At 34.9% G+C, this 22,006-nt stretch carries 20 protein-coding genes; 16 read left to right on the top strand and 4 right to left on the bottom strand.

The genetic code is table 11. The annotated features are described in order from the left end of the window. From K8B81_RS14890 to dusB, 16 genes are all read left to right on the top strand, one after another. A complete protein-coding gene (locus K8B81_RS14890) occupies nucleotides 1-258 on the top strand; it encodes a phosphopantetheine-binding protein (RefSeq protein WP_223682358.1) in 258 nt (85 codons plus the stop codon). Nucleotides 259-438: 180 nt separating this feature from the next. Beyond that, the gene (locus K8B81_RS14885; protein ID WP_223682357.1) at nucleotides 439-1,635 is read left to right on the top strand and encodes a beta-ketoacyl-[acyl-carrier-protein] synthase family protein; all 1,197 of its coding nucleotides are present in this window, start codon (nucleotides 439-441) and stop codon (nucleotides 1,633-1,635) included. Further along, nucleotides 1,635-2,699: a beta-ketoacyl synthase N-terminal-like domain-containing protein gene (locus tag K8B81_RS14880; protein WP_223682356.1), complete on the top strand. Its 1,065-nt coding sequence runs from the start codon at nucleotides 1,635-1,637 to the stop codon at nucleotides 2,697-2,699. The genes K8B81_RS14885 and K8B81_RS14880 overlap by 1 nt, the downstream gene beginning before the upstream one ends. Further along, a complete protein-coding gene (locus K8B81_RS14875; protein ID WP_223682355.1) occupies nucleotides 2,696-3,472 on the top strand; it encodes a polysaccharide deacetylase family protein in 777 nt (258 codons plus the stop codon). Before K8B81_RS14880 ends, K8B81_RS14875 begins: the two co-directional genes overlap by 4 nt. After that, nucleotides 3,462-4,097, top strand: a complete 636-nt coding sequence (locus tag K8B81_RS14870) for a LolA family protein (RefSeq protein WP_223682354.1) — start codon at nucleotides 3,462-3,464, stop codon at nucleotides 4,095-4,097. The genes K8B81_RS14875 and K8B81_RS14870 overlap by 11 nt, the downstream gene beginning before the upstream one ends. After that, on the top strand, nucleotides 4,063-4,710 hold the full coding sequence (locus K8B81_RS14865) for a hypothetical protein (protein ID WP_223682353.1): 648 nt from the start codon (nucleotides 4,063-4,065) through the stop codon (nucleotides 4,708-4,710). The genes K8B81_RS14870 and K8B81_RS14865 overlap by 35 nt, the downstream gene beginning before the upstream one ends. 16 nt (nucleotides 4,711-4,726) lie before the next feature. Further along, nucleotides 4,727-5,314 carry a porin family protein gene (locus K8B81_RS14860; RefSeq protein ID WP_223682352.1) on the top strand — a complete coding sequence of 196 codons (588 nt, stop codon included), beginning with the start codon at nucleotides 4,727-4,729 and terminating at the stop codon, nucleotides 5,312-5,314. 5 nt (nucleotides 5,315-5,319) lie between these two features. Further along, a complete protein-coding gene (locus K8B81_RS14855) occupies nucleotides 5,320-5,922 on the top strand; it encodes an outer membrane beta-barrel protein (RefSeq protein ID WP_223682351.1) in 603 nt (200 codons plus the stop codon). 5 nt (nucleotides 5,923-5,927) lie between these two features. Then, nucleotides 5,928-6,299 (top strand): 3-hydroxyacyl-ACP dehydratase, encoded by a 372-nt coding sequence (locus K8B81_RS14850; RefSeq protein WP_223682350.1) that lies wholly within the window; start codon nucleotides 5,928-5,930, stop codon nucleotides 6,297-6,299. Nucleotides 6,300-6,301: 2 nt separating this feature from the next. Then, the gene (locus tag K8B81_RS14845; protein WP_223682349.1) at nucleotides 6,302-6,787 is read left to right on the top strand and encodes a hypothetical protein; all 486 of its coding nucleotides are present in this window, start codon (nucleotides 6,302-6,304) and stop codon (nucleotides 6,785-6,787) included. A 17-nt stretch (nucleotides 6,788-6,804) separates the two neighbouring features. Further along, complete coding sequence (locus K8B81_RS14840) at nucleotides 6,805-7,974, top strand: DUF2062 domain-containing protein (RefSeq protein ID WP_223682348.1); 1,170 nt, start codon at nucleotides 6,805-6,807, stop codon at nucleotides 7,972-7,974. Nucleotides 7,975-8,067: 93 nt separating this feature from the next. Then, nucleotides 8,068-11,748 (top strand): 1-acyl-sn-glycerol-3-phosphate acyltransferase, encoded by a 3,681-nt coding sequence (locus tag K8B81_RS14835; protein ID WP_223682347.1) that lies wholly within the window; start codon nucleotides 8,068-8,070, stop codon nucleotides 11,746-11,748. Then, nucleotides 11,748-13,259 (top strand): phytoene desaturase family protein, encoded by a 1,512-nt coding sequence (locus K8B81_RS14830; protein ID WP_223682346.1) that lies wholly within the window; start codon nucleotides 11,748-11,750, stop codon nucleotides 13,257-13,259. Before K8B81_RS14835 ends, K8B81_RS14830 begins: the two co-directional genes overlap by 1 nt. Before the next feature lie 6 nt (nucleotides 13,260-13,265). Further along, nucleotides 13,266-14,933, top strand: coding sequence for a C45 family autoproteolytic acyltransferase/hydolase (locus tag K8B81_RS14825; RefSeq protein WP_223682345.1), 1,668 nt, complete (start codon nucleotides 13,266-13,268; stop codon nucleotides 14,931-14,933). Continuing rightward, the gene (locus K8B81_RS14820; protein WP_223682344.1) at nucleotides 14,930-16,225 is read left to right on the top strand and encodes a phenylacetate--CoA ligase family protein; all 1,296 of its coding nucleotides are present in this window, start codon (nucleotides 14,930-14,932) and stop codon (nucleotides 16,223-16,225) included. The genes K8B81_RS14825 and K8B81_RS14820 overlap by 4 nt, the downstream gene beginning before the upstream one ends. Before the next feature lie 165 nt (nucleotides 16,226-16,390). Further along, nucleotides 16,391-17,383, top strand: coding sequence for a tRNA dihydrouridine synthase DusB (gene dusB, locus K8B81_RS14815; protein ID WP_223682343.1), 993 nt, complete (start codon nucleotides 16,391-16,393; stop codon nucleotides 17,381-17,383). A gap of 43 nt (nucleotides 17,384-17,426) precedes the next feature. On the opposite strand, the gene K8B81_RS14810 is transcribed toward dusB, so the two are convergent. The 4 genes from K8B81_RS14810 to K8B81_RS14795 all read right to left on the bottom strand — a co-directional run bounded on the left by K8B81_RS14810 (nucleotide 17,427) and on the right by K8B81_RS14795 (nucleotide 21,999). Further along, nucleotides 17,427-18,854 carry an MATE family efflux transporter gene (locus K8B81_RS14810; protein ID WP_223682342.1) on the bottom strand — a complete coding sequence of 476 codons (1,428 nt, stop codon included), beginning with the start codon at nucleotides 18,852-18,854 and terminating at the stop codon, nucleotides 17,427-17,429. 172 nt (nucleotides 18,855-19,026) lie between these two features. After that, nucleotides 19,027-20,226 (bottom strand): ABC transporter permease, encoded by a 1,200-nt coding sequence (locus K8B81_RS14805; RefSeq protein WP_223682341.1) that lies wholly within the window; start codon nucleotides 20,224-20,226, stop codon nucleotides 19,027-19,029. A gap of 1 nt (nucleotide 20,227) precedes the next feature. Then, complete coding sequence (rbfA, locus tag K8B81_RS14800; RefSeq protein WP_223682340.1) at nucleotides 20,228-20,620, bottom strand: 30S ribosome-binding factor RbfA; 393 nt, start codon at nucleotides 20,618-20,620, stop codon at nucleotides 20,228-20,230. Between the two features lie 125 nt (nucleotides 20,621-20,745). After that, nucleotides 20,746-21,999, bottom strand: coding sequence for a murein hydrolase activator EnvC family protein (locus tag K8B81_RS14795; protein ID WP_223682339.1), 1,254 nt, complete (start codon nucleotides 21,997-21,999; stop codon nucleotides 20,746-20,748). Nucleotides 22,000-22,006 lie beyond the last annotated feature (7 nt).

Genomic DNA, 22,006 nt, shown 5'->3' with positions numbered 1-22,006 from the left:
ATGGAAGCATTAAAAGCAGAATTAAAAAATAAAATCATTACAACTTTAAACCTTGAAGATATCGCTGTAGAAGATATTGCAGATACTGATCCTTTGTTTGGAGACGGTCTAGGTTTAGACTCAATTGATGCACTTGAACTGATCGTGATTTTAGATAAAGATTACGGAATTAAATTAGTGGATCCGAAAGAAGGAAAATCTATTTTCCAGTCTATCGAAACTATGGCAGCGTATATCAGCGCAAATAGAACGAAGTAATTTTCATAAACTTTGCCAAGCAAGAGTTGCTATTTAAAAAAGCTTAAAAATCTTTGCGACTCTGTGACTTTGCGAGATTAAATTACAAGTCTCTTTGTGTTAAGCTGCGAGAAATCTACTCGCAAAGACGCGAAGACGCAAAGTTTAATCTAAAATCTAAAATCATAAATCTAAAATTAGATGAAAGGTGTTGCTATAACGGGAATGGGAATTATTTCTGCGATTGGTAATTCGGTTGAGGAAAATTATATTTCGTTGATCGAAAACAAAATTGGCATTTCGCGTATTCAAAATATTTCGACGGTTCATGAAGATGTCATCAAAGTGGGTGAAATCAAAAAAACCAACGAAGATCTTATTTCTGAATTGAAATTAAATGAGGATAATAATTTCTCCCGAACCGCTATGATTGGCACTCTGGCAGCCAGACAAGCTGTTGAAAACGCCGGTATTTCTGATATTAATGAATTCAGGACCGGACTTATTTCGGCTACCAGTGTGGGCGGAATGGATATGACCGAAAAGCATTATTACGATTATTTCGAAAAACCGGAACTGGTAAAATATATTACCTGCCATGACGGTGGTGATGTGGCAGATAAAATTGCAGAAGAGTTGGGTTTAAAAGGAATGGTTACGACAATCAGTACGGCTTGTTCGTCTGCAGCCAATTCGATTATGCTTGGCGCAAGATTGATCAAAACCGGAAAATTAGATCGCGTGATTGTAGGCGGAGCCGATGCTTTGGCAAAATTCACTATCAATGGTTTTAAGACTTTGATGATTTTATCTGACGATTACAATAAACCTTTTGACAACAATCGTAAAGGTTTAAATCTTGGCGAAGCAGCAGCTTACTTAGTTTTAGAATCGGATGAAATTGTCGCAAAACAAAATAAGAAAGTGCTGGCAAGAGTTTCGGGTTACGGAAACGCAAACGATGCTTTTCACCAAACCGCTTCTTCTGAAAATGGAGACGGCGCTTATCTGGCAATGAAAAAAGCGTTTGAAGTTTCGGGATTACAACCTTCTCAAATTGACTATATCAACGTACACGGAACAGCAACGCCAAACAACGATTTATCGGAAGGAAGAGCTTTGCTACGAATTTATGAAAACGAAAAAGTTCCGGATTTCAGTTCTACAAAACCTTTTACAGGACATACTTTAGCGGCAGCCGCAGCAATTGAAGCTGTGTACAGTGTTTTGGCCATCCAGAATAATGTGGTTTATCCAAACTTGAATTTTGATGTTCCGATGGAAGAATTTGATTTAAAACCGCAGAAAACTTTAAAAAATAAAACTATCGAACACGTTTTATCGAATTCTTTCGGATTTGGAGGAAACTGCTCAACCCTTATATTTTCAAAAAGCTAATGAGTAAAAAAACATATATAAATGGAGTAGGCTGTATTTCGACTCAAAAAACATTTGATACTGTTTTTTTGGAAGAAGCTGTTGTAAATCATGAAGAAAATGTACTGGGGATTGTTCCCCCGGCGTACAAAGAATATATTTCTCCAGCTGCCAGCCGACGCATGGCAAAAGGGGTAAAAAACGGAATCGTAGCTTCGGCTCTGGCCATGAAAGATGCCAATGTTGAAAATGTTGATGCGATTATTACCGGAACAGGTTTAGGCTGTATCGAAGATTCTGAAAAATTCCTAAAAAGCATTTTAGACAATAACGAAGAATTTCTAACTCCAACTTCATTTATTCAATCGACTCATAATACGGTTGGTGCGCAGATTGCACTTTTACAGCAATGTAAAGGTTATAATTTCACTTATGTGAATGGCGCGGTTTCTTTTGAATCGGCTTTGATCGATGCAAAAATGCAGATTGAAGAAGAGGAAGCTAATTCTATTTTAGTTGGGGGCGTTGATGAAAATGGCGATTATACCACTGCCCTTTTCAAATTAAACGGACGCATTAAACAAGACAATCAGGCGCCTTACAATGTTTTGACTTCTGACACAAGCGGTGCTGTCTATGGAGAAGGTACCAGTTTTTTTGTTTTAGAAAATGAAAGAAAAGACAATACTTACGCTGAAATTTTAGATGTTTCTATTGTAAATACTTTAGAAGAAAACGAAGTTGAAAGTGAGATTTTATCTTTCCTAAAATCAAATAATTTAGAAATCGCTGATGTTGATGCTTTAGTCTTAGGCTTTGACGGAAATACAGCTTTCGAAAATTATTATAAAAATCTAAGCGAAAACACTTTTGCAAACACTCCGGTTTTGTATTACAAACATTTAAGTGGTGAATACGATACAGCTTCGGCTTTTGCATTTTGGATGGCTGCTAAAATTTTGAAAACACAGGAAATTCCTGAAATCGTAAAATTTAATGCTATTGAAAAACTGAGTTACAAAACCATTTTATTATACAATCAATTACACGGAAAAAACCATAGTTTTACGCTGCTGTCAAAATGATAACGCATAAAAACATATCGCTGTTTTTTATCTTTTTGTTGCTTGTATTGTTTCTTCTGAATCTTTATCTCGCAATTCATTTCCTGTGGTTTGTTGCTTTAGTCTTGGTTTGGATTGGAATAAATGCTTTTGGTTCTGCCCGGATTTCATCTAATTATCATGTAAAGGCTTTCTGCAGTAATCCATTAGAAACAGAAAAAAAAATCGCATTGACTTTTGATGATGGCCCAAGTGAATTTACTTTAGAAGTTTTAGCACTTTTAAAAAAATACAATGCCAAAGCGACTTTTTTCTGCATTGGAAAAAATATAGAAACTCATCGTGAAATTCTTCAAAAAGTAATTGACGAAGGTCACTTGGTTGGAAATCATTCTTATTCTCATTCTAAATTTTTCGATTTTTATCATGAAGATAAAATAACCCGTGAACTTCGAAAAACAGATCAGCTTCTGGAGCAATTTACTTCCAAAAAGATTCACTTTTTTCGTCCACCTTACGGAGTTACGACGCCATCAATTCGGAGAGCTTTAAAAATCACCGGACATAAAACAATTGGCTGGAATATTCGTTCTCTTGACGGAGGCACAACAAATGTGGATTTGATTTTGAATCGAATTAAAAAACGTGTTTCTCCCGGCGGAATTGTACTTTTGCACGACACGGCGCCACACTCTGTTTTGGTATTGGAACAGTTTTTGCAATTTTTACAGCAAAATAATTATGAAGTTGTTTCTTTGGAAGAACTTTTGAATCTTAATGCTTATGAAAACTAAATTATATATTTTCCTTTTTTTGCTGAACATTAGCAGTTTTTCGATGTTAGGTCAGGAACAAAAAATGACTGCTGCAGAAATTACTCAATTCAAAGAAGAAGTAAATGTGGTATCCAAAAAAATCAAATCACTAAGTACTGATTTTGTGCAATACAAGCATTTGGATTTTTTGTCGAAAGACATTGAAACTTCGGGAAAAATGTTTTTTAAAGAACCGGCACTACTGTCCTGGCAATACAAAAAACCATACAATTACAGCATTGTTTTCAAGAACGGAAAAATCCTGATTAACGATGAAGGAAAGAAAAGTGCCGTTGATATTGGCAACAGCAAAATATTTGCCCGCATCAATAAATTAATTGTGGGAAGCGTAAGCGGAAATATGTTTGATGACAAAGAATTTACGATTTCGTATTTTAAATTAAAAGGACAAAATCTGGCGAAGTTTATTCCGAAAGATGCTACGCTGAAAAAATACATCAAACAAATTGAACTGACTTTTGACAAAGAAGAAGCCACTGTGGTTCAGGTAAAATTATTAGAATCATCTGACGATTATACCAGAATTGTATTAAAAAATAAAGTAATCAATGCAAAAATCGACGATTCAGTTTTTACTAATTAATTGCTTTCTGGCGATTGTTTTGATTTCCTGTGGCTCAGTCACAAAAAATTATACGCCTAAAAAATTAGATAAAACCACACTTGAAGTTCCTTATTTCTCAGACTCAAAAACCGATTATGTTTATAAAACCAATATCTCGGTTTATGGTCACGAAATATCCGGGATTTTCATCGCCAAAAAAATAAATGATACCACCCACCGAGTCGTTTTTACAACTGAATTCGGCAACAAATTAATGGATTTTGAAATTTCGGAAAACGATTTTAAAGTCAATTCAATCGTTTCTGAACTCGACCGAAAAATCCTGATTAATACTTTGGAAGAAGATTTTAGGCTGCTTCTTAAAAAAGATTATCTGATTGAGGAACAATTCGAAAACGAAGAAAGCAACATTTATAAATCGGGAGACGGGAAACGTGACAACTATCTCTTCTTCTCCAAAAAAGATCAAAAATTAGAAAAAGTCGTCCGCTCCTCTAAAACAAAAGATAAAATAACAATTACTTTTACTTTAGAAAACGATATTTTTGCTAAAAAAGTAGTCATTTTACATCAAAATATAAAATTGAAAATTGAGCTAAATTATTTTAAATCAGAGGAAAAACCAAATTAACTTAAATCATATACAAATGAAAAAAGTAACCTTAATTGCATTCGTTTTATTTATTGGTCTAATAACATCTCAGGCGCAGATAAGGGTTAGTCCGGGAATCAGAGGGGGATTAAACTTCTCTACATTAACCAATATTGATGATAATAGAACTAAAACAGATTTTTATCTTGGTGGATTAGTAGATATTAAATTTAACAGGTATTTCTCATTACAGCCTGAGATAACGTATTCAAGACAAGGTGATAAAGGAAGATACTTTGAAAATGGTCGCTATTATTCTGAAAAATATGAACTGAATTATATAACACTTGGAGCCGTTGCTAAATTTAACTTTGGTGGTAGTGGTTTTCATGTTTTGGCAGGACCTTCTTTAGATTTTAAAGTAGATGATAATTACATTAACTCTGATCCTGAAGGTTTTGACATGGCAATTGTTGCAGGTGTTGGTTATACATTGCCAAACGGACTGGCATTTGAAGCCAGAATCAAACAAGGATTTATAGATATTTATGGCTATGACGGAGTTGATGATGACTATTATTATGACGAAATAATTTTGAATCAGGTCTTCCAGGTTGGAATTAGTTATACTTTTAAAATGTAGTGAAATTGAATAATAAAAGTATAATAGCTCTGTTTTTTATCATACAGGCACAGGGTCAAGTTAGTTTCAATCCAGGAATAAGAATGGGATTGGGTTTTTCTACGATTTCAGAAACACATTCCACTTATAAAAAGGATTTTTATGCAGGTGGTTTTGGCGAAATCAGGCTGGGTAAATATTATGCTCTTCAGCCCGAGATAACATACAGCAGACAAGGTTCTGACAATGTGGTCCGAAATTACAATGATGCCAATTCAGGTACTGAAAAATTTAATAAAGAAAATTTAAGACTTGATTATTTTTCGTTTACATTACTAAATAAGTTTACTTTTGGTCCCGGTATTCAGATACAATTTGGTCCATCGGCAGATTTTCTTGTAAATCACAATTTAGTCAAAAGAAAAGATGCTAATGATTTGGCTTTTGTTACCGGAATTGGCTATCGTCTGCCATCAGGTTTAACGTTTGAAGCCCGATTTAAAAAAGGTTTTTACGACATTTTAGATAGTGATTATTATTACAATGATTCTAATAATAATTATCTTTTTGGCGATTATAATACAAATATCAATTTTCAATTAGGGGTTTCCTATTCGTTTGGAAAATAAAAACTATGGTTTTAAAAGAATTTTACAAAATACTTTCGGAAGAAAAAATATCCGATTCGAAACATATTATTACGATTTTGGTTAATGAAAAACATGAAGTTTTCAAAGGTCATTTTCCGGGAAATCCGATTATGCCGGGTGTTTGCATGATCCAGATTATTAAAGAACTGACAGAGAAAATCACTCAGGAAATTTTAATGATTCAGACACTTTCAAATGTAAAATTTATGGCGCTCATAAATCCGGAAAGCACTCCGGAATTACGTCTGGAACTCGATATTGCAACAACCGAAGACAATTTGGTCAAAGTAAAAAACACAACTTATTTTAATGATACAGTTGCTTTAAAACTCAGCAACGTATATAAAAAGCTTTAAATATGAAACTGCTATTAACATTACTTCTACTGGTAAATTTTGCAGGCAATCCGGATCTGGCTGCCATTCGAAAAATGTATGCTGACGTTACAAAATCTGAAAATAATGCCAAAGAATTTGTAGCAAAACTTGCAGGCATTTCCAATAATGATGATAAAATTTTAGTGGCTTACAAAGCGGCTTCCATTTTACTGGAATCAAAATTTGAAAAAAAATTAGGCGAAAAAATAGAGCGTTTTAAAGAAGGCGCAAAATTACTTGAGGCCACAATAAAAAGTGATCCCAGTAATATCGAAATGCGAATGATCAGACTGAGCATTCAGGAAGATGTTCCGGGCATTACAGGTTACAAGAAAAATATTAAAGAAGATAAAAAATTCATAACAACGTATTATGCTTCGCAGGGTGCGGCTTTGAAAGATTATCTTAAAGACTTTGTTTTGCAATCTAAAAGTTTCTCTGAAAAAGAGAAGCAATTTGTAAAATAAAGCTCAAAAAACGCCACATGAATTCACATCAGGAATTACTTAGTTCGACTAACTTTTGCGTTATTGTACCTACGTATAATAATCAAAAAACGCTAAAAAAAGTTCTGGACTCTGTTTTAAATTTCACCACAAATGTCATTATTGTCAATGACGGTTCTACTGATGCTACGAGCGAAATCTTAAAATCGTATTCAAAGCTCACTCAAATTCATCATCCTAAAAACTTAGGAAAAGGACGGGCGCTTAGAAACGGTTTTCGAAAAGCAATCGAATTGGATTTTGAATACGCCATCACAATCGATTCTGACGGACAGCATTTTGCTGCTGATATTCCCATTTTCTTAGAAGCTATCCAAGAGGAGCCAAACGCTCTTTTGATTGGAAGCCGAAATATGACGCAGGAAAACGTGCCGAAAAAAAGCAGTTTTGGCAACAAATTTTCGAACTTCTGGTTTAAGTTTGAAACCGGAATCAAGCTTGACGATACGCAATCCGGTTTTAGATTATATCCGCTTCGATTGTTACCAAAACGATTTTATACCAATAAATTTGAGTTTGAAATTGAAGTTATTGTACGTGCTGCATGGAAAGGAATTGTGGTAAAAAACATTCCGATTCAGGTTTTGTACGATCCTGCAGAACGTGTGTCTCATTTTCGTCCGTTTCGTGATTTTACCAGAATCAGTATTCTAAATACCGTTTTGGTAACAAATGCGCTGCTTTACATCAAACCAAGGGATTTTTTCAGAAGAGCAAAAAAAAAAGGTTTTAAAAAATTCTTTCTCGAAGATATTTTAGAAAGCAAGGATTCAAATTTTAAAAAATCTGCTGCAATTGCGTTAGGAATTTTTATTGGTCTTTCTCCTTTCTGGGGTTTTCAGACCATTTTGCTTTTTGCTTTAGCCGCCTTATTCAGGCTTAACAAAGTCATTGCTTTTTTAACTTCCAATATTAGTTTTCCTCCTTTCATTCCTTTTATTATCTACGGTTCTCTAAAAATAGGAAGCATTTTTGTCCCTTCTGATACTTCACTTTTTTTGGACAGTTCGATGACGTTTGACGATATTCAAAAAAATGCCGCTCAATATATCGTAGGAAGTCTTATTTTAGCATCCGTTTCGGCGTTATCAGCTGGTTTAATAAGTTATTTTCTTTTAACCGCTTTTACTAAAAAACGTACAGAATAAAATTCTATGTCAATTCGCTACGAATTCTCAAATTAGTACAATTTATTCAAAATAAATTCGTGAATTTGTGGCTGAAAAATTTAAGCTATAATCATGCATCAATACTTCTACGCCATTCATTTATTTGTAAACCGAAAAAAATCACTTTCGGTTCTTTTGGCTGTGCTGATGCTTTTTATTTTTGGATTTTTTGCGTCTCAAATCAAATTTGAAGAAGATATTACCAAATTGATTCCCACAAATGACAAGGCTGATGTAACGGCAAAAGTCTTAAAACAGTTAAATTTTGCAGACAAAACTACTGTCATTTTCAAACTCGAAAAGAACGGTTCAGAAGAGGATTTGAAAGAAATGGCAACTGCCTTTTCAGACAGTGTTTCTAAATCCTGCAAACCTTATATTACCGGAATCCAGGGAAAAATTGACGAAGAGAATATTCAGGAAACAATCGATTTTGTTTACAATAATCTGCCGATTTTTTTAGACGATAAAGATTATGATTCTATCGAAAAAAAATTGCAGAAAGACAGTATTGCAGCAACAGTTCAGGCAAATTATAAATCGATTATTTCACCTTCTGGATTTGTAACAAAAGATTTTATTCTGCAGGATCCGCTTGGGATTTCGTTTATCGCCTTAAAAAAATTACAGCAGTTAAATATTGGTGATGATTTTACACTGGACAATGGTTTTGTTATGACCAAAGACAAAAAGAAATTATTGCTTTTTATTACCTCAGATATTTCATCTAGTGAAACCGAAAAAAACACTCTTTTTGTAGAAAAACTAAAATCGATTCAGGAAAATTTAAATAAGCAGTTTAAAGGTAAAACTTCAGTTAGTTATTTTGGATCGGCTTTGATTGCTGTTGCCAATGCGACTCAGATTAAAAGTGATATTGTCCTCACGACAACCATCGCCATGATTACGCTGATGCTGATATTAATTTTATTCTACCGAAAAATAGTAATTCCGCTCATTATTTTTATTCCGACAGTATTTGGCGGACTATTTGCCGTTGCGTTTTTATATTTCGTAAAAGAACAGATTTCAGCAATCTCACTCGGAATCGGATCTATTTTATTAGGAATTACTATTGATTATTCGCTGCACATTCTTACGCATTACAAACACAACAGCGATATCAAAACGTTGTATAAAGACATCACGATGCCTGTCATCATGAGCAGTTCGACTACGGCAGTTGCATTTTTATGCCTGCTTTTTGTAAAATCAGATGCACTGAATGATCTCGGAATTTTCGCTGCCGTCATCGTTATGGCATCTGCGTTTTTCTCGCTTTTGATTGTTCCGCATTTATACAAACCCAAAGAAAATAATTTCGAGCACAAGAAAAATGTAATCGATAAACTGGCTCATTTTTCGTTTCACAATAATAAATTTTTGATTGGCTTTTGTGTTATAATTACAATCATTTGCTTTTTTACTTATAATAATGTTGGTTTTAATAATGATTTGTCACAGCTAAATTTTGTTCCTAAAGAAATCAAAGCTGCCGAGAAACAACTGGAAGAAAGCACGAGCCTGACTTCAAAAACCATCTATGTAGCTTCGTACGGAAAAAGCATGGAAGAAGTTTTGCAGCACAACAGCCAGCTTTTTGCCGATTTAGCAAAAGAAAAACAGCAAAATAAAATATTGAATTTCAGTTCTGTGGGCGGGATTATGCTTTCGCAGAAGGAACAGCTTGAGAAAATTGAAAAGTGGAATTCGTTTTGGGATACTAATAAAAAACAGCTTTTAAAATCCGGATTAATTACAGAAGGTTCCAAACTTGGGTTTAAACCCACAACATACGATATCTTTTTCAATCATTTAAATCTTGATTTCAAACCGATTTCTTCTGAGGATTATCTAAGAATTCAGGCTTTACAATTAAAAGAATTTGTAACCGAAAAAAATGGTTTTTACACGATTTCAACTTTGGTAAAAGTTGCACCGGAACAGCGCGATATTTTTGTAAAATCGGCTTCCGTCAAAGAAAATCTGATTGCAATTGACCGCCAGCAAATGAATGAAACCTTTTTCAGCACTTTGAAAACCGATTTCAATTCGCTTGTCAATTATTCCTTTATCGCAGTGATTTTAATTCTGTTTTTCTTTTTCAGAAGAATCGAATTGGTGATTGTCAGCTGTATCCCGATTGCTTTAACCGGAATTGTTACAGCAGGAATTATGGGGATTTTTGGCATTCAGATGAATATTTTCAGCATGATCGTCTGCACTTTGATTTTTGGTCACGGAGTTGATTTTAGTATTTTCATGACCAGTGCACTTCAAAAAGAATATACTACCGGAAAAAATGAAATTGCGATTTACAGGACATCAATCATTTTAGCTGTAATCACGACAATTTTAGGAATCGGCGCCATGATATTTGCGCAGCATCCTGCGCTAACTTCAATTTCATCAGTTTCGTTAATCGGGGTTTTTGCGGCACTGATTATTACGTTCATCTTCTACCCGATTCTCTTTAAACTTTTTATATCAAACCGTTCAAAAAACGGAAATCCACCTTTTGCACTACGCAGTTTTTTAAATGGTGTCTTGTCCTTTTTTTACTACGGACTTGGCGGAATTTTAATGTCGCTTTACTGTTTGCTTATTATGCCGATTCTTCCAATAAAGGAAAAATCCAAAATGAGCGGATTCCGTTTTGTGATTTCAAAATTTATGAAATCAGTCTTGTATTCCAATCCGTTTGTGGTCAAAAAAGTGATTAATCCTTTTCATGAAAATTTCGAAAAGCCAGCCATAATTATTGCCAATCATGCCTCATTTTTAGATACGCTGACAATCGGGATGCTGACTCCAAAAGTCATTTATTTAGTAAATGACTGGGTGTACAACTCCCTGTTTTTTGGTCCAATTGTTAAAAAAGCAGGTTTTTATCCCGTTTCAAAAGGGCTTGAAAATGGTGTTGAGCATTTGCGCCAAAAAGCAAAAGAAGGGTATTCGATAATCATTTTTCCTGAAGGAACGCGTTCTGAAAGCAATCAGATTAAGCGTTTTCATAAAGGTGCTTTTTATCTTGCTGAAGAATTGAATTTAGACATTCTTCCAATTTTAATTCATGGTGTTTCGGAAGTCTTGCCAAAAGGCGATTTTATAATTTATGACGGCAGTATTACCATTTCTATTTTAGAAAGAATAAGTCATGACAATCATTCTTTTGGAAAAAATTATGCAGAAAGGACCAAACAGATTAGTGCCTTTTTTAAATCTGAATTCTCTAAAATCCGTCAGCAAATCGAAGGTCCGGATTATTTCAAAAAAATGCTGATTCATAGTTATGATTACAAAGAAATTGAAGTCGTAAAAAGTGTAAAAGAAAATCTGAAATCAAATCTCGAAACCTATTATCACCTAAACCAATACATTTCGGCGAAAGCCAAAATCCTGCATTTAGCTAATGATTACGGGCAATTAGACGTTTTACTCACTTTGCAGGAACCGCAGCGAAAAATTAATTCGTACATTTCTGATGAAGAAAAAAGAGAGGTTGCCAAAACGAATTATATCGCCCAAAAAAGAAAAGTTGATTATGTATCCCAATTGGAATCAGCAGTTGTAAATCAGTATGAACTTCTTTTAATTTCTGATGAAAGTTATAATGAAAATCCTGAAAAATTCGTCTCAAAATTTTCTTCTATAATTTTGATATATTGTCTGCATTATAAAACAAAGCTTATAGCTTCCGGATTTAAAATTGTTTCAGAAGAAAACGGTATCACTTTATTAAGTAAAAATTAATGAAAGATCAATACGACGTAGTAATTGTAGGCAGCGGTTTAGGCGGATTGGTCTCGGCCATTATTCTGGCTAAAGAAGGCTACAGCGTTTGTGTGCTCGAAAAGAACAATCAGTACGGCGGAAATCTTCAGACTTTTGTTCGTGATAAGACGATTTTTGATACCGGAATTCATTACATCGGAGGTTTGGGCGAAGGTCAAAATCTGCATCAGTATTTTAAATATCTGGGCATTATCGATAAACTAAACCTGAAGCAATTAGACAAAAATGCTTTCGATATTATTTCTTTTGAAGATGATAGTATCGAGTATCCGCATGCACAGGGCTATGAGAATTTTGTTCGCCAATTAGAAAAATATTTTCCCGGAGAAAAAGAGAACATTGAGAAATATTGTGAAAGTTTACGAGAAGTCTGCGATTCTTTTCCGCTCTATAATTTAGAATGGGAAGGTAAATATGAAGATGAAATTTTAAGGCTGAATGCAAAAGAAACTATTGATTCTTTTACAGAAAATGAAAAACTAAAAGCCGTTCTGGCAGGTTCTAATTTTCTGTATGCAGGACTTCCGGATAAGTCCCCTTTTTATGTTCATGCCCTGATTGTAAATTCATATATCGAAAGTTCATGGCGCTGTATCAACGGCGGAAGCCAGATTACCAAACAGCTTTTAAAACAGCTTAAAAAATACGGCGGCGAATTTTACAAATACAAAGAAGTTACCCATTTTGAAGTCGAAAACTACAAAGTAAATTCGGTTAAAATGAAAGACGGAACGCAGGTTTCCGGAAAGCTTTTTATTTCGAATATTGAACCCAAAACAACATTAAAAATGGCAGGTGAAGAGAACTTCAGAAAGCCATTTTTCAATCGGATTCAAAACCTTGAAGGCGTTCTTTCGGCTTTTAGTCTGTATCTCGTTTTTAAACCGGAAACTTTCAAATACATCAACCACAATTATTATCATTTTAAAAATAGCGGTGAAGTCTGGACGTCGCACGAATACGATGAAAATTCATGGCCAAAAATGTATATGGCTTCTATGAATGCTTCCAGACAAGACGAAATCTGGGCTGATGGAATGACGTTTATCACCTACATGAAATTTGATGATGTACTGCCCTGGGTAAATACTTTTAATACAACTATCGAAAAAAATAAACGTGGTGAAAGTTATGAAGAATTTAAAGCCAGAAAATCAGCTAAATTTTTGGATGAAATCGAAATAAAATTTCCCGGAATCAGAGATTGTATTCAGTCTGTTCATACCTCAAGTCCGCTCTCGTACCGTGATTACATTGGCGGTGATAAAGGCAATATGTACGGCTATGTTAAAGATTCCAATAATCCGATGAAAACATTGATTCCGTCAAAAACCAAATTAGAAAATTTGTATCTCACAGGCCAAAGCATCAGCATGCATGGGGTTTTGGGTGTAACAATTGGGGCTGTTCTAACCTGTTCTGAAATTGTTGGCAAAGAATATTTAATTACTAAAATCAATCAGGCTTAAATTGTCATGAAAAACCGTATTTCATATCTTTTACTCATTGGTTTTTTAGGAATTCTGGTTTCCTGTGGCACAGCAAAATCAAAAAAACATTTGCCCGATCTTTCAAATTATAATGCTACAAAACCCGTTGTAACGAAACTTTCTGACAGCTCTTTTATTTCAGGAAATAATTCATTTTCAAAAAACAAACAAGGACTTTGGGAATTATATGTCGAAGGCGATCCGTTGGAAATTGGACTTACAACCGGAGCATTGTCAGATTCGCTTTTGCAAAAACAACAACGCATTTTTTTCTCGAAAATAACTGATATTGTCCCTTCCAAATTTCAACAGAAAATACTGCGCCATTTTTTGAGCTGGTTCAACCGAAAATTATATCTGAATGTTCCTGAAGAATATCAAACTGAGATTTACGGGGTTTCACAATATACTTCGCATGAATTTGACAATATCGCACCGCAATATCAGCGTGGTTTGTACCTGCATGCGGCGCATGATATTGGGCATGCTTTGCAGGATCTGGCGCTGGTTGGCTGTTCCTCTTTTGCTGCATGGAATGAAAAATCGGAAGACGGAAATTTGATTCTGGGACGCAATTTTGATTTTTATGTGAATGATGCTTTCGCAGAAAATAAAATCATTGCTTTTGTAAAACCGAAGGAGGGCCATAATTTTATGATGGTTACATGGCCCGGAATGATTGGAACCCTTTCCGGAATGAACCAGCAAGGCCTGACTGTCACTATTAATGCTTCTAAATCTAAAATTCCACTGGTTGCCAAAACACCGATTTCGATTCTGACACGTGAAATTTTACAGCACGCTCAAAATATTGACGAAGCCATTGCGATTGCAAAAAAAAGAAAAGTATTCGTTTCTGAATCCATCATGGTGGGAAGTGCTCAGGATAATAAAGCCGTTTTGATTGAGGTTTCTCCTAAAAAAATGGATGTTTATGATATGCCGAATACCAGTCAGTTAATCTGTTCGAATCATTTTCAGGGAGAAGCATTTAAGGATGATAAGCGAAATCAGGAACAAATTGTAAACAGTCATTCTGAATACCGATTCGAAAGAATGCAGGAACTTTTATCAGAAAATAAAAAAATCAATCCGCAGATTGCTTCTGAAATTCTCAGAGATAAAAATGGTTTAAATAATCTTCCTTTGGGTTACGGCAACGAAAAAGCTTTGAATCAGTTAATGGCACATCACGGAATTATATTTAAGCCAAAAGAAAAACTGGTCTGGGTTTCGGCAAATCCGTATCAATTGGGCGAGTTTGTCTGTTACAATCTGGATTCTGTTTTTAATGGCAAAAAATCGAATGCCCAAATTTCATTCGAACAGGAAAATCTAAATATTGCCAAAGATCCTTTTATAAAAACAGAAGCTTTTCAAAACTATAAAAAATTTAAAATAGAAGATCATCAAATGGATTTATATCTGAAAAACGAGGAAACGATTTCTGATGAGTTCATTCAAAATTATCAATCCTTAAACCCGGATTATTGGGTTGTGTATTATAAAACAGGATTGTACTTTTACCAAAAAAAGGAATTTCAGCAAGCTCAGTTAAATTTTGAAAAAGCACTGACCAAAGAAATTACCACTGCTCCTGAAAAAGCAGAAATTGAAAAATATTTAAAAAAACTCAAAAGAAAATTACAATGATTCCGGCAATAGAAAAAAATTCTTTAGAGGAAATTAAAATTTTTCAGGAACAAAAATTAGCTGAACTTTTAGGGTATATCAGCGAGAATTCTCCATTTTACAAAAGACTTTTCGCGGGACAAAACATTGATATTTCGAAAGTGAAAACGCTGGAAGATTTACAATTTTTACCCGTTACTACCAAAGAAGATTTACAACAATATAACGATGATTTTTTGTGTGTCCCGCAGCATAAAATTATTGATTACGCTTCAACGTCCGGGACTTTGGGCGATCCGGTAACTTTTGGTTTAACCGATTCTGATTTAGACCGACTGGCTTATAATGAAGCCATTTCATTTGCCTGCGCCGGAATTGCTGAAGGCGATGTCGTTCAGTTAATGACAACAATTGACCGAAAATTTATGGCCGGTCTGGCTTATTTTCTGGGTCTTCGAAAACTGAAAGTTGGCGTTATTCGTGTTGGTGCGGGAATTCCGGAAATGCAGTGGGATTCGATTTTAAAATACAATCCGAGTTATTTGATTACCGTTCCTTCTTTCCTTTTAAAATTAATCGAATATGCCGAAATCCACGGAATCGATTATCATAATTCGAGTATAAAAGGCGCTATCTGTATTGGAGAATCCTTAAGAGAACAGGATTTTTCAATGAATATTTTATCGAAAAAAATTACGGATAAATGGAATATTAAGTTGTTTTCGACTTATGCTTCTACCGAAATGAGCACTGCTTTTACCGAATGTGAACACGGAAAAGGCGGGCATCATCATCCGGAATTAATTATTGTTGAAGTGCTGGACGAAAATAATATACCTGTTAAAAACGGTGAAACCGGCGAACTGACGTTTACGACTTTAGGAATTGAAGCCATGCCTTTACTGCGTTTTAAAACCGGAGACATTGTGCAGCTACATAACGAACCGTGCGCTTGCGGCAGAAACACCTTACGTGTCGGACCCGTTGTTGGTCGTAAAAAACAAATGATCAAATACAAAGGAACGACGCTTTATCCTCCAGCGATGAATGATGTTTTGAGCAGTTTTGACAATATTGAAAATCATCTGATCGAAATTTCAACCAATGATTTAGGGACGGATGAAATCCTGATAAAAATTGCAGTTAAAAAACAAACTCCTGAATTTCTTCAGGAAATAAAAGACCACTTCAGAGCCAAATTAAGAGTAACGCCAAAGATAGAATTTGCCTCAAAAGAAGTTCTAAATCCTTTGGTTTTTAATCCGATGAGCCGAAAACCTATTCGGTTTTTTGATTACCGAAATACCATATAGATTTTTTTTCACCATATAAGTTATGTAAGTTCATTTAAACTTTGCGCAAAGTTTTTATATGAACTTACATAACTTATATGGTTTAATTTCAGTACTTTGAACCTCACTACTAATGTTTTGCCGTGAATTGAACTAAATGTTGTAATTTTGCAAAAAATATTGAAGATGGTCAAGATTGGCAACATAGAATTACCCGAATTTCCTTTATTACTTGCTCCGATGGAAGATGTTAGTGATCCGCCGTTTCGCAGATTATGCAAAACACATGGCGCCGACATGATGTATTCTGAATTTATTTCATCAGAAGGATTGATTCGTGATGCTATAAAAAGCCGCATGAAGCTTGATATTTTTGATTATGAACGTCCTGTTGGAATTCAGATTTTTGGTGGTGATGAAGAAGCAATGGAAATGTCGTCTAAAATTGTTTCAACGGTAAAACCAGATTTAGTGGATATCAATTTTGGATGTCCGGTAAAAAAAGTAGTCTGCAGAGGTGCAGGTGCAGGAGTTTTAAAAGATGTTGATTTAATGGTTCGTCTGACCAAAGCTGTTATCAAAGGTACTGATTTGCCAGTCACAGTAAAAACACGTTTAGGCTGGGATGACAGCTCCATAAATATTGATGAAGTTGCAGAAAGACTTCAGGATATTGGTGTTCAGGCTTTGACCATTCATGCCAGGACCCGTGCTCAAATGTACAAAGGCCATTCTGACTGGTCGCATATTGCACGTGTAAAAAACAACCCAAGAATTACCATGCCTATTTTCGGAAATGGTGATATCGACAGTCCGGAAAAAGCTTTAAAATATAAAAACGAATATGGTATAGACGGAATCATGATTGGCCGTGCTGCAATTGGGTATCCGTGGATTTTTAATGAAATCAAACATTTCTTTAAAACCGGAGAACACCTGCCTGCCCCAACTGTTATTGATCGTGTTGAAGCTGCCAGAAATCATTTGCAATGGTCAATGGACTGGAAAGGCGAGCGTTTGGGAATTGTAGAAATGCGCCGTCATTATACCAATTATTTTAAAGGAATTCATTCGTTTAAAGAATTCAAACAAAAATTAGTTACGACTGACGAACCTGAAGATTTATTCGCCATTATGAAAGAAATTGAACAGGTTTATGCTGGGTATGAGTTTGTTTAAAACATAAAAAAAGACCTTCGTAACTGAAGGTCTTTCATTTTTATTATACCTGAACCCGTTTCCACTTTCCTCTTTTATAGAAAAAGATTCCGGCTAAAGTAATCGCAGTTTCAGCAACCGGAATAGCGATGAAAACCCCGGTTGGTCCCATATTAAAATGTTTCGCTAACACATAAGCTAATGGAATCTGGAACAGCCAAAAACCGAAAAAATTAATTCCGGTTGGCGTCCAGGTATCACCTGCCCCGTTGAAGGTATTAATCAAAACCATTCCAATTCCGTAGAAAATAAATCCGATGCTCATCGTGCGCAATGCTTCAGCAGCAATCGTTTTGACGATTTCATCATTCGTAAAAAAATAGATAATATAGTCTCCAAAAACTAGCGTAATAATCATAATCGAAGCCATGAAAATTACATTGTATCGGGCAGTTGTAAAAACTGATTTCTCGGCACGTTCGATTTGTTTGGCTCCTAAATTCTGTCCGACTAAAGTTGCGGCCGCATTACTCAATCCCCAGGCAGGAAGGATAAAAAACATCATAATTCTAAGCGCCGTCTGATAACCTGCCGAACCATGATCACCTCCTGTTGTAGCTACTAACTGGGCTAAGAAAATCCAACTGCAGGATGCGATTACAAATTGTAAAATTCCGGGAGCTGCAATTTTTACCAAAGCTTTTATTTGTGTAAAATCCGGTGCGAAGTATGATATTTTGATTTTTAAAATTCCGTTTCCTGAAAATAAGTGATAGACTTGATATAAAACCCCAATACTTCTTCCACAAGTTGTGGCCAATGCTGCTCCAACCAATCCAAATGCAGGAACTGGTCCGAATCCGTTAATTAGAATCGGACACAAAATAATATTGCAGATGTTGGCAATCCAAAGACTTTTCATGGCAATTGCTGCATTTCCGGCACCGCGAAAAATTCCGTTTATCAGGAACAAAAGCATAATACATAAACTGGAACCAATCATGATTTGGGTAAACCTGAAACCATGTTCTGCAGATTCTACGGATGATCCCATAAGTATAAGAATATCTTTCGCATACATAATTCCGAAAATGCTCAATACGCTGTTAACTGCAAAAGCAATAATAATAGCCTGCATTCCGGCTTTTGCAGCAGCAACTGGATCTTTTTCCCCGATACGTCTGGCCACAACCGCTGTCGCCGCCATACTCATTCCGATGGCAAGCGAATAAATAACCGTCAATACCGATTCGGTTAAACCAACAGTCTGAATCGCAAAACTGCTGTGTTCCAAATGGCCAACAAAATATAAATCGACTAAAGCGAAAACCGATTCCATCATCATTTCCAAAACCATTGGTATAGCCAGTAGAATTACTGCTTTCTTGATACTTCCGGATGTGTAATCAAAGGATTCGTCGCCTTTCAGGGCTTGTTTTAATGTGATAAAAATTTTAGAAAATAGATTTTTCTTTATAGTTGTTTCTGTCATGATATTTTAGGATAAATGATAAAATTGTCCAGGTGTATGTAGTAGTCTGAACTGAAAATAAAAGCGTAAGTATCCTAATTATTCTAAAAATAAAATAGGATTAAGCAGAAACAATCATATGCTGTAGATTTTTGAGTCGGTAAATATAAGTAATATTTTTTATGCAGAAATATTAATCCAGCAACTTTTTGCTTACACGGCTGCTGGCAATTAAGGAAGCCACAAAGCCCAGAATAACAATAGTAGCCATTACAATAAGAACATTTTCGAATGAGAAAACAACAGGATAAGCCAAAGTTGGTGTTATCATTATCAATTCATATTGCTGCTGTAATAATACTAAAACCATACCCAGGATAAGACCAATAATACCTCCGAAAACACTTAATAATGTTCCCTGCAATAAAAATATTTTTCGAAGATGATTAATTTCAGTACCTAAATTAAAAAGTGTTTTTAAGTTTCCTTTCTTTTCTAAAATCATCATAATTAAAGCCCCGACCAAATTAAAAAGTGCTACAATTATGACGAGCGTAAAAATTAGATAAACAACGATATTTTCTGTATTAAGCATTTTGTACAAAGACTCATTTAGCTGTGCCCTGTTTTTTATTGTAATTTTATTTTTGAAAATGGTCTGAAGTTGAGAGCGTATCGCTTTCTCATCAGCATTAGGTTTCAATTTCAATTCGATGCCGGAAATCTGATTTGGCTTGTACATCAATAATTCCTGAGCTAGGCCTAAATCTGCAAAAATATATTTAGAATCGAGTTCTTCACTGATAGAATAAATTCCGACAGGCAGGACATCTGTTTTATTGAAAGCCTCTTCTGGATTTTCGATTGCCCCTTTTCCGGGTTTTGGTGCAAATACCTGCAACGGATTTTCGAAGTCCAGAATCCCCATAGAAAAATCCTGTGAAATCCCATATCCAACTACAACCTGATAGCTGTCTGGCTTCAGCCATTGTCCGTTAAAAAGCTTTTTTTTGATATCGTTTACTACAGGATAAAGGCTGTCAACACCTTTTAGATAAGTAACCTGCTGTTTGTCTTTAAATAAAAACAAAACACGTTCTTCGATAATTTTGGTGTATGAAGCAACTCCTTCTATTTTCTTAATTTGATTTTCATCTTCCGGTGTAATCAAAAATGATTTACCGTACGTGCTGGTCAATTTTAAATCAGGGTCAATTTCATTGGTAAAAGAAAGGCTGAAAACTTTCAATCCGCTAAAAACGGATAAAACCACAAACAAAGCCATAGTACCAACAATAATTCCGAGACTGGCAATTGCATTGATGATATTGATAGCGTTATTTTTACTGATGCTAAAAAGATAACGTTTGGCTATGTAGAGGGGAAAATTCAATTTATGATTTTCTTCTTTTTTCTAAAAGATCACGGTTTTCGATTGGGTTCTCTTTGCCTGCTAAAGCATTGTCAATTTTTTCGATATAATCTAATGAATCATCGATAAAGAATACCAGATTTGGTACACGACGCAATTGCAAACGTACACGCTGTGATAAATCGTGCTTAATTAAATTCGTATTCGATTTTATTGCTTCTAAAGTTTCTTTTGCTTTTTCTTGCGGAAAAATACTTAAATATACTGTTGCCACTGATAAATCAGTAGTAACACTTACTTTGGATACCGAAATTACTAAATTATTAATTCCGTTTTTTCTCACTTCACCCTGCAAAATATCAACCAGATCTTTTTGGATGACACCGCCTATTTTTTTCTGTCTGTTTGTTTCCATACTGCAAAAATACTATTTTTAAATTCAATCGTATCATTTCAACATAATGAAAGAAGCAATTTCAATTCAAAAACGAAGATTTTTATTTCATAAAAAAGGGAGCAAAAAAAAAGCTCCCTTTATTCTTATCTGTTTTGCAACCATCCTTCCGGATTGTTATTTGATGTGTTTTGAAGAATCAAAAACTTGATAACTGTTTTACCTGTATCGCCACTGGTTCTTACTTTTCCAATACTTTGTTTAATATTCACCTTATCACCTTTATTTACAAAAACCTGACTCAGGTTTTGATAAACTGTAAAATAATCTCCGTGCTGAATCATAACTGCCCTGTTAATTGGTGATAATACCATGATACTTGAAACTTCACCCTCAAATACGGCACGTGCAGTAGCACCCGCTTCAGTTGTAATTTCGACTCCTGAATTATGAACCGTTAAAGAGGGATAAAGAGGGTGTGGCTGATCTCCATATCCTAACGAAATAAATCCTTTTTCTACAGGCCATGGCAATTTTCCTCTGTTTGCTTTAAAATCAGCAGCCAGAATTTTACCTTCAGGTGTCAATGCAATTTTTGATGATGAAACAGGGGCTTTTGCTGTAGTTGAACCCGGATTTTCCTTTGCTCTTTCTAAGGCAGCTTTTCTGTTTGCTTCAGCAATTGCTTCACGAATCAAACGATCGATTTGTCTGTCAATTCTTTTTGATTCCTGTTGTTTACTTTTTGTATCAGCAATAATTTTATTTTTGTCTTTTTTAATCGAATTTACCAGCTTTTGCTGTTCTTTCTTTTCAACTTCCAGACTCTGTTTTTCCTTTTGATTTTCAGCAATAATCTTTTTCTTTGTTTGTCGTTGATTGTCCAGTTTAGCATTATATTCAACTAATTCTGCTGTTTTAGACTGAATTTCTAAACCTTGATTTTTTCTGAAATTGGTATATTGCTTTAAATATTGTGCTCTTTTATAGGCCTGTAAAAAACTCTCCGAAGACAAAATAAACATAGCACGGCTTTGCTCGGAGCGACTTTTATATGACTTCAAAATCATCTTGGCATAATCTTCTTTTAATACAGCCAATTCTCTTTTTAGTTTATTTACTTTTAGCTGATTAATGTACATATCATTGCCTAAAAGTCTTTCCTGCTTAGAAGTCGTATTAATTAATTTCTCCTTCAGTTTTATTTTATTTGCCTGAATTAAATATTCATTCAAAGCAGACTTCTCCTTTTTCCGAACTGACTGCAGCATTTTTTCGTTCTCACGAATTTCCTGCTGAATCTGGGCTTTTCGCTGCTCCAGTTTTTCTTGTTGCGAGTCCTGCGACCACACAAAAGCTGTGGTGCATATAAAAATTAGGCTTAGGAGAAATTTTGGCATTTTTAAT

Origin of the sequence: Flavobacterium hibisci (assembly GCF_020026925.1) — a bacterium.
GTDB classification, from domain to species: Bacteria; Bacteroidota; Bacteroidia; order Flavobacteriales; family Flavobacteriaceae; genus Flavobacterium; species Flavobacterium hibisci.
This window is presented reverse-complemented; position numbering and strand designations above follow the sequence as displayed.

Excerpts from the sequence above, each read along its gene's own strand:
- K8B81_RS14890 (WP_223682358.1), top strand. The coding sequence starts at position 1 with ATGGAAGCATTAAAAGCAGAATTAAAAAATAAAATCATTACAACTTTA.
- K8B81_RS14885 (WP_223682357.1), top strand. The coding sequence starts at position 439 with ATGAAAGGTGTTGCTATAACGGGAATGGGAATTATTTCTGCGATTGGT.
- K8B81_RS14880 (WP_223682356.1), top strand. The coding sequence starts at position 1,635 with ATGAGTAAAAAAACATATATAAATGGAGTAGGCTGTATTTCGACTCAA.
- K8B81_RS14875 (WP_223682355.1), top strand. The coding sequence starts at position 2,696 with ATGATAACGCATAAAAACATATCGCTGTTTTTTATCTTTTTGTTGCTT.
- K8B81_RS14870 (WP_223682354.1), top strand. The coding sequence starts at position 3,462 with ATGAAAACTAAATTATATATTTTCCTTTTTTTGCTGAACATTAGCAGT.
- K8B81_RS14865 (WP_223682353.1), top strand. The coding sequence starts at position 4,063 with ATGCAAAAATCGACGATTCAGTTTTTACTAATTAATTGCTTTCTGGCG.
- K8B81_RS14860 (WP_223682352.1), top strand. The coding sequence starts at position 4,727 with ATGAAAAAAGTAACCTTAATTGCATTCGTTTTATTTATTGGTCTAATA.
- K8B81_RS14850 (WP_223682350.1), top strand. The coding sequence starts at position 5,928 with ATGGTTTTAAAAGAATTTTACAAAATACTTTCGGAAGAAAAAATATCC.
- K8B81_RS14845 (WP_223682349.1), top strand. The coding sequence starts at position 6,302 with ATGAAACTGCTATTAACATTACTTCTACTGGTAAATTTTGCAGGCAAT.
- K8B81_RS14840 (WP_223682348.1), top strand. The coding sequence starts at position 6,805 with ATGAATTCACATCAGGAATTACTTAGTTCGACTAACTTTTGCGTTATT.
- K8B81_RS14835 (WP_223682347.1), top strand. The coding sequence starts at position 8,068 with ATGCATCAATACTTCTACGCCATTCATTTATTTGTAAACCGAAAAAAA.
- K8B81_RS14830 (WP_223682346.1), top strand. The coding sequence starts at position 11,748 with ATGAAAGATCAATACGACGTAGTAATTGTAGGCAGCGGTTTAGGCGGA.
- K8B81_RS14825 (WP_223682345.1), top strand. The coding sequence starts at position 13,266 with ATGAAAAACCGTATTTCATATCTTTTACTCATTGGTTTTTTAGGAATT.
- K8B81_RS14820 (WP_223682344.1), top strand. The coding sequence starts at position 14,930 with ATGATTCCGGCAATAGAAAAAAATTCTTTAGAGGAAATTAAAATTTTT.
- dusB (WP_223682343.1), top strand. The coding sequence starts at position 16,391 with ATGGTCAAGATTGGCAACATAGAATTACCCGAATTTCCTTTATTACTT.
- K8B81_RS14810 (WP_223682342.1), bottom strand. The coding sequence starts at position 18,854 with ATGACAGAAACAACTATAAAGAAAAATCTATTTTCTAAAATTTTTATC.
- rbfA (WP_223682340.1), bottom strand. The coding sequence starts at position 20,620 with ATGGAAACAAACAGACAGAAAAAAATAGGCGGTGTCATCCAAAAAGAT.
- K8B81_RS14795 (WP_223682339.1), bottom strand. The coding sequence starts at position 21,999 with ATGCCAAAATTTCTCCTAAGCCTAATTTTTATATGCACCACAGCTTTT.